11 protein-coding genes are annotated in these 14,555 nt (G+C 44.3%); 6 read left to right on the forward strand and 5 right to left on the reverse strand.

Going from position 1 to position 14,555, the window contains the following annotated elements; translation table 11 throughout:
- Positions 1 to 109 precede the first annotated feature (109 nt).
- On the forward strand, positions 110 to 883 hold the full coding sequence (locus tag P0M11_RS12345; RefSeq protein ID WP_275625953.1) for an exodeoxyribonuclease III: 774 nt from the start codon (positions 110 to 112) through the stop codon (positions 881 to 883).
- Here P0M11_RS12345 and P0M11_RS12350 read toward each other — a convergent pair.
- Positions 880 to 1,251, reverse strand: coding sequence for a cupin domain-containing protein (locus tag P0M11_RS12350; RefSeq protein ID WP_158064432.1), 372 nt, complete (start codon positions 1,249 to 1,251; stop codon positions 880 to 882). The two genes, P0M11_RS12345 and P0M11_RS12350, sit on opposite strands and share 4 nt — an antisense overlap.
- Positions 1,252 to 1,350: 99 nt before the next feature.
- Positions 1,351 to 2,004 (reverse strand): CoA transferase subunit B, encoded by a 654-nt coding sequence (locus tag P0M11_RS12355; protein WP_275625954.1) that lies wholly within the window; start codon positions 2,002 to 2,004, stop codon positions 1,351 to 1,353.
- Between the two features lie 118 nt (positions 2,005 to 2,122).
- On the opposite strand from P0M11_RS12355, the gene P0M11_RS12360 reads away from it, so the two are divergent.
- Positions 2,123 to 3,907 (forward strand): ABC transporter ATP-binding protein, encoded by a 1,785-nt coding sequence (locus P0M11_RS12360; RefSeq protein WP_275625955.1) that lies wholly within the window; start codon positions 2,123 to 2,125, stop codon positions 3,905 to 3,907.
- A gap of 789 nt (positions 3,908 to 4,696) precedes the next feature.
- Here the strand turns inward: P0M11_RS12360 and P0M11_RS12365 are convergent.
- Positions 4,697 to 5,401, reverse strand: coding sequence for a CoA transferase subunit A (locus tag P0M11_RS12365; protein WP_275625956.1), 705 nt, complete (start codon positions 5,399 to 5,401; stop codon positions 4,697 to 4,699).
- 282 nt (positions 5,402 to 5,683) lie between these two features.
- Here P0M11_RS12365 and rplS point away from each other — a divergent pair, with 282 nt between their 5' ends.
- Positions 5,684 to 6,037: a 50S ribosomal protein L19 gene (rplS, locus tag P0M11_RS12370; protein ID WP_158064436.1), complete on the forward strand. Its 354-nt coding sequence runs from the start codon at positions 5,684 to 5,686 to the stop codon at positions 6,035 to 6,037.
- Between the two features lie 236 nt (positions 6,038 to 6,273).
- Positions 6,274 to 8,070, forward strand: coding sequence for a hypothetical protein (locus P0M11_RS12375; RefSeq protein WP_275625957.1), 1,797 nt, complete (start codon positions 6,274 to 6,276; stop codon positions 8,068 to 8,070).
- 70 nt (positions 8,071 to 8,140) lie between these two features.
- Here P0M11_RS12375 and P0M11_RS12380 read toward each other — a convergent pair whose 3' ends face one another.
- Together P0M11_RS12380 and rpsA are read right to left on the reverse strand one after the other, a co-directional pair.
- Positions 8,141 to 10,693, reverse strand: a complete 2,553-nt coding sequence (locus P0M11_RS12380) for a T9SS-dependent M36 family metallopeptidase (protein ID WP_275625958.1) — start codon at positions 10,691 to 10,693, stop codon at positions 8,141 to 8,143.
- Positions 10,694 to 10,798: 105 nt separating this feature from the next.
- Positions 10,799 to 12,583, reverse strand: a complete 1,785-nt coding sequence (rpsA, locus tag P0M11_RS12385; RefSeq protein ID WP_158064439.1) for a 30S ribosomal protein S1 — start codon at positions 12,581 to 12,583, stop codon at positions 10,799 to 10,801.
- A gap of 243 nt (positions 12,584 to 12,826) precedes the next feature.
- Between rpsA and P0M11_RS12390 the strand changes: the two genes are divergently transcribed.
- The gene (locus P0M11_RS12390; RefSeq protein ID WP_275625959.1) at positions 12,827 to 14,134 is read left to right on the forward strand and encodes a DEAD/DEAH box helicase; all 1,308 of its coding nucleotides are present in this window, start codon (positions 12,827 to 12,829) and stop codon (positions 14,132 to 14,134) included.
- A 45-nt stretch (positions 14,135 to 14,179) separates the two neighbouring features.
- Positions 14,180 to 14,524, forward strand: a complete 345-nt coding sequence (locus tag P0M11_RS12395; RefSeq protein ID WP_275625960.1) for a MerR family transcriptional regulator — start codon at positions 14,180 to 14,182, stop codon at positions 14,522 to 14,524.
- Positions 14,525 to 14,555: the final 31 nt, after the last annotated feature.

The following is a 14,555-nucleotide window of genomic DNA, read 5'->3' on the forward strand; positions in this document are numbered from 1 at the left end:
AACGCATCAAATGAAGTGCCAGCCGAGGTTTATAAAAAATTGGTTAATCCTTACTTTACAACTTGAATTTATATAGTTGGAATGGCTATTCTTCAGTATTTTTGCAGGCATGAAAATTATCTCTTACAATGTAAACGGGATCCGTGCGGCTTTTACAAAAGATTTTCTGGGCTGGCTTAAAGTTGCTGATCCGGATATTATCTGCATCCAGGAAAGCAAAGCCGGCAATGACCAGATTGATATTGAAAGTCTGGAAAAACTGGGTTATCACAGCTATTGGCACTGTGCGCAGCGAAAAGGATATTCCGGTGTGGGCATTGCATCCAAAGTGAAACCTATGCACGTGGAATATGGCTGTGGAATTGAACACTACGATAATGAGGGTCGGATTATCCGTGCTGATTTTGAAGATTTTTCCGTTATCTCCGTCTATGTGCCGTCGGCATCCAATGCAGACCGTTTGGGTTTTAAACTGGAATTCTGTGATGATTTTCTGGAATATATAAAGGAACTTAAGAAATCAATTCCAAATCTTATTATTTCCGGCGACTTCAATATCTGTCATAAGGAAATTGATATCCATAATCCTACGGGCCTTAAGAACGTTTCGGGGTTTCTGCCTGTCGAGCGGGAATGGTTAACACGCTTTATTGATGAATGCGAACTCATCGACAGTTTCCGGTTCTTTAATGACCAGCCTGATAATTATTCGTGGTGGAGCTACAGGCAGAATTCCCGCGAGCGTAACAAAGGCTGGCGTTTGGACTACAATTTCGTTACCTACGGTATGAAGGAAAGACTTACCCGTGCAGTAATTTTAAAAGAAGTAAGACATTCCGATCATTGTCCGGTGATGGTGGAATTAAACGCAGGGCAAAACTAGTTTGCCTCGTTTTCTTCCCTATTCACCAAATCCATTGAAAAAGCAGGAAGACAGACGGCCAGGTATTCGCATTCGTCATCAAATGGATTGCTGTAGCGTATACGGGCACCCTTCTCTATCCGGATGCTTTGTCCGGCTTCCAGAACAAGAATTTCCCCATTGATTTCAAACTGCTTCTTTCCTTTTATAATGTAAGTATATTCATCAAAATCCGGTGTCTGGTGTGGCTCACTCCAGTGTGGCGGTGCCAGCATATGGGCAATGGAGATTTCCGGGTGGCCGGTAGAGTGACCCCAAATCTCTTCTATGAGTTTACCGTCTGTAGTGGGAACTACAAATGGGGACTTCTGAATAGTATATTTTTTCATTTTAACAGCATAGCAGGCTTAATTACCAGCACAACCAAATTTAACAAAAAAATCCTTCTCAAATAATGAAAAGGATCTTCCTGTATGATCAGTGTGGACTTAAAACTGCATTTCAGGAATTTCTCCTTCAATAATCAGATCTGCTTCGGTTGCTTTCACAATATCTTCCACACTCACGCCCGGAGCACACTCCAGCAGTTTGAATCCGTTTGGTGTAATGTCCATGACCGCCAGTTCCGTTACCACCTTCTTCACACAGCCCACGCCGGTTAAAGGAAGTGTACATTTTTTCAAAATTTTGCTCTCACCTGCTTTATTTACATGCATCATGGCTACAATGATATTTTCGGCCGAAGCCACCAAATCCATGGCACCGCCCATACCCTTTACCATTTTACCCGGTATCTTCCAGTTGGCAATATCTCCGTTCTCGGCCACTTCCATTGCGCCCAGAATGGTAAGGTCTACTTTTTGGCTGCGAATCATACCGAAACTGAATGCGGAATCAAAGAAGGATGCACCCGGCAGCGTAGTAATCGTTTGCTTTCCTGCATTGATAAGGTCCGCATCTTCCTCACCCTCAAACGGAAAGGGGCCCATCCCGAGAACACCGTTCTCACTCTGAAACTCCACAGAAATATCTTCAGGTACATAATTAGCCACCAGTGTCGGAATCCCGATTCCCAGGTTTACATAATAACCGTCTTTAACTTCTTTTGATATTCTCTGCGCGATTTGTTCTTTTGTGAGCATGCTTCTACTTTTTCAGGGCAATTTACTCAATTTGGAAATAATACGGAAATTCCGGCAGATTTAGTTGGTGATATATTCAGCAGATTTATGAGTATTTTTGCAGATACGATTATCCTGAATGAAAACCCTCTTCCATTATCTCAAACCTCATAAATGGCTTATTGCGCTGTCGCTGCTGCTAACTACCGTAAACCAGGTCTTTTCCCTGTTCGCGCCGGCCATCACCGGTAATATCCTGGATGAACTTGTTACCCATCCGCATACTTTCGATGCGGAAGGCACCCTACCCAGAACACTGAACGAGTATCTGTACGGAAGTGCGGTGTATAACGGTGTATTTTACTTCCTGGGCCTGCTTATCGGCACAGCAATGGTGAGCCGGATCGCCAAAGCACTGCAGGATTATACGGTAAGCGTGATCACCCAAAAATATGGAGCGAAGATTTTCACTGACGGTCTGCAGCATTCCATGGCACTGCCCTATCAGGAATTCGAAGACCAGCGGAGCGGTGAAACCTTATCCATCCTGACCAAAGTACGGGAGGACACAGTAAAATTCATCACCAGTTTCATCAATGTATTTTTCGGGATTCTGGTAAGCATCATTTTCGTTTCCATTTACGCCATACAGCTGCACTGGTCCATTATGCCGGTGTATACGGTGGGGATTTTCCTGATTGCATTTGTCACCAATCTGCTCAGCAAAAGGATTAAGAATATCCAGAAAACAATTGTGGGCGAAACCACGAGTTTGGCGGGCAGTACCACAGAAAGCCTGCGGAATATTGAAATCGTTAAAAGTCTGGGTCTTACAGGACAGGAAGTGAAGCGTCTGAACAGCAATACGTATAAGATACTCGGACTTGAACTGAAAAAAGTAAAAAGGATACGCTCCTTAAGTTTCATTCAGGGAACCATGGTGAACTTCCTGCAGCAAATGATCACTTTCACGCTGCTGTTCCTGATTTTCCGCGACATTGTGACACCGGGACAATACCTCTCACTGATGTTCTACGGCTTTTTTATTTTCGGACCTATGCAGGAAATCGGCAATATCATCATCTCCTACCGCGAAGCCCAGGCTTCACTCCACAACTTCGACAGACTCATGGAGAAACCTGCGGAAGAAAAACCACTGCATCCGGAGCATATAGGGGCAATTGAGGATCTTGAATTCCAGAGTGTCTCATTTCAGCATCAGACTGCACATTATAAGGCACTGAACGGGATCTCATTTCGGGTTAAAAGCGGCGAAACCATTGCATTTGTGGGTCCCAGTGGTTCGGGAAAGAGCACACTGGTAAAACTCCTTGTCGGCCTTTACCGCCCGAAAGAAGGCAATATCCTGTACAACCGGATAGACGGCAAAGCCTTTGACTTCGATGAACTGCGGAATCAGATTGGTTTCGTAACCCAGGACACGCAGCTTTTTGCAGGCACCATCCGCGAAAACTTATTGTTTGTGAATCCCGAAGCTACAGAGGAAGATCTGAACCTGGCATTGAAGAAGGCAAGCTGTACCGGACTTCTGCAGCGTGCAGAAAACGGGATTGAAACCGTAATTGGCGAAGGGGGATTGAAACTTAGTGGCGGCGAGAAACAACGGATTGCCATTGCCCGAGCATTATTGAGGAAACCTCATCTACTTATTTTTGATGAAGCCACTTCTGCCCTGGACAGCATTACCGAAGAGGAAATTACAGCCACCATCAGAGATATTTCGCGTGAAAAAGACCAGATTACGGTCCTTATTGCCCACCGGTTAAGTACCATTATGCATGCCGACCGGATCTATGTGCTGGAACGCGGTAATGTGATCGAGACCGGCTCACACCTGGACCTCATATCCGAGAAAGGACTCTATTATGCGATGTGGAGACAGCAGATTGGTGAAAGAAAGTAGGACACAGGTTAACATTAAAAGACTTTGAACTACTGCAGATCAATAATCAAATTGTAATTAACAGGTTATTCTATATCTTTATCAAAAATAAGAAGGATATGAATACAAAATCCAGGAGAGCTGTTCCGATCTGGATGATCATTGGAGGATTAATTGTGTTGTTAAGATACCTGTTAAATTGGGATTCGTCGAGAGATAATACATACCACATCATTATAATTCTGTGTGCCACCCTCTATATTTCCATCGCTGTGTTTGCATTGCGTAAATACAGACAGCACCCCGGATAATCCTAAGGAATAAAGTTTTAGCCAAAAGGGCTTGACTGCCAATTTTACCGGAATACCCCATAATTCTGTTGACATTCATTTCTTATTCAACAAAAATATACCAGCTTAGGTTGAAGTCAAACAGCACTCTGAACACCAGAATGAATCAAGAACCATCCGAATCAAATTAGAAGGGAACAATAAGGTTTATTAAACCAGTACATGACCGGTCATGCCTCCGGGAACTTATCTTAAAACAACAGGCAAGTCCTATTGAAAGATAACAGACCATCAATAAGGCAGTTCCTTAAGCCGCATGAATCTATTCCAGTAAATGTTTCTGTAAACTTCTTACCGGAATTTACACGTTCTCACATTTTAAACACCAGTTTTTCGAAAAGCCTTCAATTCATTATGTAAATCGTGAGATAGGTTATTATTGCTGATTCCGTTCGACTTGGGATTATTATTAACGAAAAAAACGGGCCATAGCCCGTTCCTATATTTGTTATAAATCAGTTTACGCTTCGCGTTTTCTAACCGTTCTCTGTTCAATTCTTTTCTCAAATTTTTCGCCCTGGAAGATTCGCTGAACCATAATTCCCGGAATGTGGATTTCATTCGGATCCAGTTCTCCCGGCTCTACCAACTCCTCCACTTCCGCAATCGTTATCTTACCGGCACCTGCCATAGGTGCGTTGAAGTTACGTGCCGATCCTTTGAAGATCAGGTTACCAGCATGATCTCCCTTCCAGGCCTTTACGATTGAAAAATCAGCCTCGAATGCGTGCTCCAGAATATGCATTTTTCCATGGAATTCTTTGGTTTCTTTGCCTTCGGCTACTTCGGTACCATAACCGGCAGGCGTGTAAAATGCTGGGATGCCAGCCTGGGCTGCACGGCTCCTTTCGGCAAGCGTTCCCTGGGGTACCAGTTCCACTTCCAGCTCGCCGGAAAGCATTTGCCGCTCAAACTCCGCATTCTCACCTACATAGGAAGAAATCATTTTTTTTATCTGCCTTTTCTGAAGCAACAGGCCCAAACCAAAATCATCAACTCCGGCGTTATTGGATATGCAGGTCAGACCGGTGATATTGCTGTCTACCAATGCACCGATGGTGTTTTCCGGAATTCCGCAAAGGCCGAAGCCGCCCAGCATCAGCGTCATTCCGTCTTTTATACCTTCAATAGCTTCCTGCGCGTTCTTTACTCTTTTATCGATCATAATGAGGTGTGAATTTTCTGCCAATAAAATTAAGGTTTTTTTTGGAATCTCAGCCCCGCACATATCAGCCTTAGCCGAATAAAATCCCTCAGACAGCGCCATTGATTTTTAAGTCAGATAATGATTGTTTCAATAATTTATATGACGTAATCTTTTTTCAGAATATAGTGATATAACTTTTGCGGATAAGCGGAATTTATCTTATTTTTGCAGCCTGTTAACCAACCTCTGACGAAGGACGTGAATGTTGCTTAGCTTGACAAAAATTTTTTTATTAAAAAAATGGATTTATTAAAGTACGTACAGGAGAAGTACATTGCTAAAAAAGAATTCCCGGAATTCAAAGCGGGTGACACCATCACCGTTTACTACGAAATTAAGGAAGGTGCCAAAACAAGAACACAGTTCTTTAAAGGTACTGTAATCCAACTGAGAGGAACTGGAGCTACCAAGACTTTCACCATCAGAAAAATGAGTGGTGATGTTGGTGTAGAGAGAGTATTCCCAATCAACCTGCCTGCACTTCAGAAAATTGAGGTAGACAGAAGAGGTAAAGTTAGAAGAGCAAGAATCTACTACTTCCGCGATCTTAGAGGTAAGAAAGCCAGAATTAAAGACGCTTCCTACAAGAAGTAATTCAGACTTTACAATATTAAAACCATCGGAATTCCCGATGGTTTTTTCGTTTTACCATACATTAAGAATTTAATTGTAACCATTATAAATTTCGGGAAGCAGATAAATATCATTTCCATTCCGGAGATTCACACCTCGGGCATTAGGTATATTTGTGTACAACATAATATTTTTCAAAGAGAACGGTCACCGGTACTAGCGACTGCCTCAATGAAACTAAAAACCATGAAATTTTTATGACAGACATTAAACATGCCCACACCTTTCACATTCCTGTAATGGGTCTGGCATTCTCCATCGACAGTCCGCTGCGTGTAGCCCAGTACGGAATCGATTCTGTGATCTCCATTATGGATGATGATCTTATTGAAAAGATGAATGCCTTTTATTCAGACAAATTTAAACGGCCCTACCGGGAAGTCACGCAGAAGATGGAGGATTACCGTGCAAAAAGGATTACCAATTACCTAAACCTGATGGATGATGTAATCACTGAAAAGTTTGAAAACTACAAAAAGGAACTTTCTGAAACACACGGTAAACTGATGGAATTCATGTCCATCTTACCTTCTACTTCAGCTTTAAAAGAAAAACTTCTTCAGGCAGTATCAACGGGCAGGCAGAACATAAGCGAAGTAAAGTCCGTACTGGATAACTATTTCCGCCCCGGAAGTATTGATGTAAACATTATGACCAAGGTAGACAAGGACAACTTCAGCGGAAAGGAGCAGCTGCCCACCATTTACAACGATGCGCATGCCGCACTGCGTGGTTTTGTAAACAGTACTACCCGCTCTTCCGTCGTATTTTCAGCTGGGATGAATCCCCGGTTGTACAGCTATATGGAGACCTTCCCAGAGTTTTATCCCGATGCTGAAGGGAAATTCAGTAAAAAAATAATCATCAAGGTAAGTGATTTCCGCTCGGCAATGGTTCAGGCCAACTTTTTGGCTAAGAAAGGCCTTTGGGTATCCGAATTCCGGGTGGAATCCGGTCTGAACTGTGGCGGCCACGCTTTTGCGACCGAGGGACTTCTGATGGGGCCGATCCTGGAGGAATTCCGGACGCGCAGACAGGAACTTGAAGAGACTGCTTACCAACTGTATTGCAGTGCACTTCAATCAAAGAATCTTGCTGTACCGACCGCAATTCCAACCGTAAAATATACTGTTCAGGGAGGTGTAGGAACCGCAGAAGAGCATCAGTTCCTGCTGGAACACTACCGAATGGATTCTGTAGGTTGGGGATCACCGTTCCTGCTGGTGCCGGAAGCCACGTCTGTAGATACCGAAACCAGGATGCTCCTCGCAAAAGCGCGCGAAGAGGACCTCTATCTGAGTAATATTTCACCATTGGGCGTACCCTTCAACACGCTGCGGGGCACCAGTAATGAGATTCTAAAAAGCAAACGCGCACACAGCGGCAAGGCCGGAAGCTCCTGTCCCAAGAAATATCTGGCATTGAGTAAGGAATATGAGGCTGAAGGAATTTGTACTGCTTCCCGAAAATATCAGGACAGAAAAATCGAGGAACTGAATGAGCGTAAAAGCGGACTTCCCGCAGAACAGTACCACAGTGCCTACAGCACGATTACGGAAAAGGCTTGTCTGTGTGTTGGTCTGGCCAATTCATCCTATATTGAACTGGGACTACCCGTGAAAGGTCAGGCACAGGGAGTCGTGATCTGCCCCGGTCCAAATATGGCTTATTTCAGTAAAACGTATACTCTGAAAGAGATGGTACAGCACATCTACGGTGAAAAATCCGCTGAAAACCACTTGCAGCGTCCTAACGTTCTGCTTAAAGAACTGAGTCTGTATATTGATAATCTGGCCGGACAGCTGCAAAATGCAGTGGAAATTACCGCACAGCAAATCAAGAAGTGGGAGACATTTAAATCCAACCTGCTGCTGGGAATTTCTTACTATAAAAGTCTATTTGCAGAATCAAAATTTTTCAGCAAGGACAGGTCGCTTATCCTTGCACAGCTGTCCAGCTATGAAACAGAGCTGGTGAATATGCAGGCCTCATAAAGTTACAACTTCATAAGTTGGGCGGGACTAAAATGGTCCCGCCCAACTTTTTATGCACCCGTATGGCCAGCTATTTCTTTGAGACAATCAGTTTTAAAACTTTTTCGCCGCCACTTCCTTTTATTTTTACAAAGTACACTCCGTTGAGCAAGTGCCGCGACGAAAATTCCTGTTTTACATTCACCACCAGCTTTTGCTCTGCTCTTACAAGCCTGCCGGAGGAATCATAAATTTCGATACTGACCTTCCCCAACATTGTTAGCGGAAAGTCGATATAGTACCGGTCATCAGCCGGATTTGGATAGAGGTTAAATTCTGTGGCAGCTGTGTTACCCGCCTTACATTCATCGGGTACTGTAAAATCTTCAGTCTGGTCATTGATACTTTTTCTGCTGCCCGCAGAGGCGTAAAGTCCCACTCCGCGCTTAGCGAAGGTTTCCCAGATCATGCAGCGGTTAGCGCCGCCCGTGGCTGCGATATCGGCTGCGATAACTGCATCCCTTCCCGACGGAAAAGTTGGATTACATTCCTGGAGTTTTATTCCGTCCATCACAGTTTGCAGCACTCTGGTACTACCGTTGTCGGAATTGATCATCACATCGGAGGCATATCCGTATTTTTCCGCATATTTCCAGTGAAGATCCCATAAAATGGTAGCCCAAACGAATCCAACGGAATGTACGTCAGGTGTCATTACACCGTCTTCCAGGAATTCCATTCCGTTTGTTCTGGCATAAGTATAATCATTGATTCCAAAATCCGGTGAGTAAAACCGTGGACGGATACCCACTCCGGTGCTGGTTTGTCCCGCCGCATAGGTTGCAACCGACCTGGGTACTGACGCGGTGGCATTTGGCTGGTTGGTCAGCATTAAGGCAAAGAAATCAGACCACCCCTCGCCCATCTGCTCGCCGGACACTTCCTTGTTCAGGCAGGAGTATCCGTTTCCCGTGAGACGGTTGGTGATTCCGTGAGCATATTCATGGATAATGATTCCGTTGTCAAAAGCGGCATCGGCATACTGGTCCTGAGAGGGGTCATGCTTTAAAGTTACATTAACCGCGGTACCGGCAGTAAGTGTTGTTTTGATGAATTCACCCTCAGAATTTTCAATCAGAACCGACGGAATGCTGATGGAAGCGTCTGTTCCACCCATATTGCCAAAGTTGGTGGCTCCCGGATTGTTGTAAATAATGGCACCTACAGCTCCCGCTTCCTGCATATTCTTCACCTTAACCGTAAAATTACAGCCACCGCGTTCGGCGAGGCCTATTTTGCCAGCCATAGAAGCCGGTGCAACAGGGGTGCAGGCATCGGCTACAGGAGAAATTATAACATCTGCGGTAATTCCGGAAGCTGTTAGCTGCGGACCGAACTCTGCTGTCCTGCTGTTGGGCTGCCGCGGAACCGCACTCGCAGGACTGTTGTAGAAAAGGCGCTGCACAAACGAGGGGGTCCAGAGGAACATCTGCATTCGCGGATTGGTGCCTTCGGGCGGCGTAGAGAAGTTTGAGTTATTAAGATCTGAACTGTCCTGAGCTTCTGCCAGTACCGCATCATTGCCTAAACCACCTTTTCCAAAATTATTGGTCTGGAAATTCCGCGCATTTTCATTGAAACCCAACCGGTAGAAGATGTCATGGGTTTTATTTCCGGTATAAAAAAGATTGGTAATGGCCGCTGCCAGACTGTTTTGCGTTGGCAGGCCTGTCTGCAGCGGGAAATCGAACAGGCGTGCGGGTCCTCCATCAGGCGAGAAACCGGGATTGTTATTACCCGCAACATCATCATAAGCATAGATATTATTGCCCCGCGTTGTAGTATAGTGCGCAGCACCGTCGGAATGCCAGCCTTCGGGAGAAGCATCGGTGAACCAGGGATTTGAAACCACCGAACGCGAACCGAAATTGGGACTTTCCACCGGTAAGGCAAAGACATTATAGGAAGCATTGTCCGGGGCTGCGACAGAGAACTTTGAATTGTCGCCATCACTACCGGATTGGCCACCCGGGTGCTCGGTCGGCTTAACAGCGTGGTTAAATGTGCAGGATAAGGTCAGGTTTTGCTTATGTAGAAATTCTGCAGTCTCTGCATCGACAATAATATCCCAGTATCTGCTGCTGCCGGCCTCATGAAAGTGAAATTCATAGCCTAAAACAAGATTTCCGTCCTTATTGAAATAGACCGTACGCTGCTTCGCCACTTTACCGGAGGTTGGGTCACTGAAGCCGGCCAATGTATATTTTTCGGGATCCTGAATATTCAGTTGCTTAAATGCGGCCTGCAGCGCTGCCTCAGGCAGTATGGTTTTTGCGCTACGCACCGGTAAACCGGCGGACTTTATCATTTGATCTGAAAAATAATGAACTTTACCCTCTTTTACCAAAGCCGTTGCCAAACCGTTGAAAACCGGGATATCATTGACCGTTTGCTGCAGTTTAAGTACGGTAGCCTTCATGGACCCGGAATAATCTTCCTGCTGAATAACAAAGTCCGGAATTTTTCCCATGTGGCGGGCCGCAGGATCTTTCCTAAGAAAATCTTCTATAATTCTCCGGTGATCCTGAGCCTGCAGAAAGCCAAAAGTAAGCAGAAGTGAAGCCGAAAGTATCAGTTTTCTCATAGGTATGAAATAACACCGAATTTACAATATTTAGAAATAAGGTGATCACAACCCACAAAAAAACCACCCCGAAAGAGGTGGTTCAATATATCAGGTCTGAAAAGCTTATTCGCCGCCTTCCATTCTCTTTTTAAGTTCAGCCAGAGCGTCGATATCTCCAAGAGTTGCTCTCTCTTCGTTACCTGTAGAAGTTACCTGTGGTCTGGAGTTAGACTCACGTGTATTTCTCTTCTCTTCGTCTCTGAAAATTCCGGTGTGGGAAACTACAACTCTCTTGAATTCTTTGTTGAATTCAATTACTTTGAACTGAGCCTCTTCACCTTTCTTGATTTTAGAACCGTCTTCTTTCTCAAGAAGTCTGGACGGACAGAAAGCTTCAACTTCTGCATCTTCAAACTGAACCTGAGCTCCTTTGTCGAATACATCTGTAGTTTTTCCTGAATGTACAGTTCCTTCAGCATACTTGGTTTCAAACTTATCCCAAGGATTTTCCTGAAGTTGCTTGTGTCCTAAAGAAAGTCTTCTGGAAGCAGTATCCAATTCAAGAACCACAACATCCAGCTTGTCTCCAACTGCGCAGAACTCTGATGGGTGCTTGATTTTCTTGGTCCAGGAAAGGTCAGAGATATAGATCAGACCGTCAATTCCTTCTTCAAGTTCAACAAAAACACCAAAGTTTGTAAAGTTTCTAACTGTACCTACGTGCTGGGAACCAACAGGGTATTTAGATTCGATATTTTCCCAAGGATCTTTGTTAAGTTGCTTGATACCAAGCGAGATCTTTCTGTCGCTTCTGTCCAGTGTAAGAACTTCAGCTTCAACCTCGTCGCCAACTTTTACGAAATCACCGGCACTTCTCAGGTGAGTAGACCATGACATTTCGGAAACGTGGATCAGACCTTCAACACCAGGAGCGATTTCTACAAATGCACCGTAGTCTGCAAGGACAACAACTTTACCTTTTACTTTATCTCCAACTTTCAAATCTGCAGAAAGCGCATCCCATGGGTGAGCTTCAAGCTGCTTCATACCAAGCTGAATTCTTGTTTTCTCATCATCGAAATCAAGGATAACCACTTTAACCGTTGCACCGTCTTCAAGAATCTCTGACGGATGGTTAACACGGCTCCAGGAAAGGTCAGTGATGTGGATAAGTCCATCAACACCGCCAAGGTCCACAAACACACCGTAAGAAGTGATGTTTTTAACAGTTCCTTCCAGAACCTGACCTTTTTCAAGCTGAGCAATAATTTCTTTTTTCTGACCTTCAAGATCCGCCTCAATAAGCGCTTTGTGAGATACAACAACGTTCTTGAACTCCGGGTTAATTTTAACCACCTTGAATTCCATTGTTTTACCTACGAACTGATCGTAATCCTTAATAGGCTTCACATCAATCTGAGATCCCGGTAAGAAGGCTTCGATACCGTGAATATCCACGATCATACCTCCTTTAGTTCTTGATTTTACGTAACCGTTTACGATTTCGCCGGTTTCGTGCAGCTCGTTCACTCTGTCCCAAGCCTTAAGTGTTCTGGCTTTTTTGTGAGATAACTGAAGCTGTCCAGTTTTGTCCTCTCTTCTGTCTACCATTACTTCAACCTCGTCACCTACTTTCAGGCCGCTGTTGTAACGGAATTCATTCAGAGAAATAACACCTTCTGACTTAAAGTTGATGTCAACGATCGCCTCTTTGTCAGTCAGTCTGACTACTTTACCTGTCAGTACATCATTGTCTGCAAGGCTGGTAAGAGATCCGTTGTAGATTTCTTCAAGATCACTCTTCTCTTTTCTTGCATCAGCATCCAGTCCGGATTCAAAAGAATCCCAGTCAAATTGCTCAGGTGCTACGTTTTGGTTCATAAGAACCGCGTCTTTATTTTCAGACATAATAAAAAATTTGTATCCCTTCTCTTTCAACCTTTGGCTCAATGTGCATGATGAAAAATACGGAAGATGTTAGTTGTTACTGTTTTAACTTTGCCAAAAGTCCGCACAAAAAGTTTTGCAAAAGTACGAAAATAACCAGGACCTACAACTGTATATTTATTAATATCACCTAAAAAATTAATGCAGTTTCCAACAAAATGAAAGAGGCCTTTTATCACGGCAAGTTTAAATTATCTTTGCAGCATGGATTTAGAAGCTATTTACACCAAACTCGGCATTTCGGATATGAACCAGATGCAGAAATCAACATATACAGCCACTGAAAACGGCAACGACGTTATCCTTCTGTCGCCCACCGGTTCCGGCAAAACCCTGGCTTTTCTGCTTCCGGTATTAAGAGACCTGGAGACGTCTAAATCCGGCATCCAGACCCTGATACTCGTTCCGGCACGGGAGCTGGCACTGCAGATCGAACAGGTATTCAAATCCATAGGCTCCGATTATAAGGTTACTGTGTGCTATGGCGGACACGACAAGAAGATTGAGGTGAACAGCCTTACCCAGGCACCCGCTGTCCTTATCGGCACGCCGGGCAGGATCACCTATCATATCCGAAACAATAATTTTGACCCTTCTACAATAAAAACTCTGGTACTGGATGAGTTCGACAAATCCCTTGAACTCGGGTTTCAGGAAGATATGGAATTCATCGTTCAGTCTATGCCCAATCTGTCGCAGCGCATACTCACTTCGGCCACAGCCATGGAGCAGATACCGGCATTTACAGGTCTCAGCACGCCTAAGCAAATCAATTTCCTGAAAGTTCACGACTCCAAACCCAATGTTCAGCTGAGGAAAGTGATGACCACTTCTGAAGAAAAACTGGACACTTTATTCCACCTGATCTGTAAAATCGGAAATAAGAGAACCCTGATTTTCTGTAACCACCGCGATGCCGTAGACCGGATTTCGGAGCTCCTGCGTGAAAAGGGAATCTCGCGCGAGACTTTTCATGGTGGTATGGAACAGGATGAACGCGAACGTGCCCTGCTGAAATTCCGTAATGATTCGGCCAGGATTCTTATCACGACTGACCTGGCAGCACGCGGCCTGGATATTCCGGAGGTGGAATCCATTGTTCATTATCAGCTTCCGCCCAAGGAAGATGCTTTCATTCATAGAAACGGACGTACAGCCCGTATGAATGCCAAAGGTTTTTCCTATCTGATTATGACTGAGGATGAAAATTTCCCTTTTATCAAAAGCAATACGCCTGAGGAAAATGTATCGGAGAGCAGTAAGCTACCTTCACCTACTCCGTTCCAAACCATTTATATCAGTGCCGGAAAGAAGGATAAGGTAAATAAGGTGGATGTTGTGGGGTACCTTATTAAGAAAGGCGGACTGGAAATGTCAGATATCGGAATCATTGAGGTTAAGGATACCACTTCCTATGTTGCGGTGGACAGAAAGAAAGTCAGTGCGGTTCTGAAGAAACTTCAGAATGAAAAACTGAAAGGCAAAAAGGTCAAGATGGAAGTAGCTTATTGATTTAATCCTGAATTTATTTATCTTTGAATTAGACCTTAACCTGTTATGAAGATTAATCTGCCGGACAAACTCTATTATTCCATAGGCGAAGTGGCCAGGGCATTTGATGTAAATACTTCGCTGATCAGATATTGGGAACAGGAATTTCCGATTTTGCGGCCCAAGAAAAATAAGAAAGGAAACCGTTATTTCACTCCGGAAGACCTTACCAATCTGAAAATCATCTATCATTTGGTGAAAGAGAAAGGTTACACGCTGGACGGCGCCCGTGTGGCACTGGCCACCAACAGCAAGATTTCGGAAACCATCTCCCTTATAGACCGCCTGCAGTTTGTGAAAGCTGAACTTCAGAAGCTGAAGGAGTCCCTGACCGACAAACCGGAAAATTAAGGGTGTTTTTCCTGTAAACAAAAAGGTGATT

The sequence above is a fragment of the Kaistella sp. PBT33-4 genome (assembly GCF_029194425.1).
GTDB lineage: Bacteria > Bacteroidota > Bacteroidia > Flavobacteriales > Weeksellaceae > Marnyiella.

Bases quoted from the DNA above. Each gene is read 5' to 3' on its own strand.
- P0M11_RS12345 (WP_275625953.1), top strand. From the start codon at position 110: ATGAAAATTATCTCTTACAATGTAAACGGGATCCGTGCGGCTTTTACA.
- P0M11_RS12350 (WP_158064432.1), bottom strand. From the start codon at position 1,251: ATGAAAAAATATACTATTCAGAAGTCCCCATTTGTAGTTCCCACTACA.
- P0M11_RS12355 (WP_275625954.1), bottom strand. From the start codon at position 2,004: ATGCTCACAAAAGAACAAATCGCGCAGAGAATATCAAAAGAAGTTAAA.
- P0M11_RS12360 (WP_275625955.1), top strand. From the start codon at position 2,123: ATGAAAACCCTCTTCCATTATCTCAAACCTCATAAATGGCTTATTGCG.
- P0M11_RS12365 (WP_275625956.1), bottom strand. From the start codon at position 5,401: ATGATCGATAAAAGAGTAAAGAACGCGCAGGAAGCTATTGAAGGTATA.
- rplS (WP_158064436.1), top strand. From the start codon at position 5,684: ATGGATTTATTAAAGTACGTACAGGAGAAGTACATTGCTAAAAAAGAA.
- P0M11_RS12375 (WP_275625957.1), top strand. From the start codon at position 6,274: ATGACAGACATTAAACATGCCCACACCTTTCACATTCCTGTAATGGGT.
- P0M11_RS12380 (WP_275625958.1), bottom strand. From the start codon at position 10,693: ATGAGAAAACTGATACTTTCGGCTTCACTTCTGCTTACTTTTGGCTTT.
- rpsA (WP_158064439.1), bottom strand. From the start codon at position 12,583: ATGTCTGAAAATAAAGACGCGGTTCTTATGAACCAAAACGTAGCACCT.
- P0M11_RS12390 (WP_275625959.1), top strand. From the start codon at position 12,827: ATGGATTTAGAAGCTATTTACACCAAACTCGGCATTTCGGATATGAAC.
- P0M11_RS12395 (WP_275625960.1), top strand. From the start codon at position 14,180: ATGAAGATTAATCTGCCGGACAAACTCTATTATTCCATAGGCGAAGTG.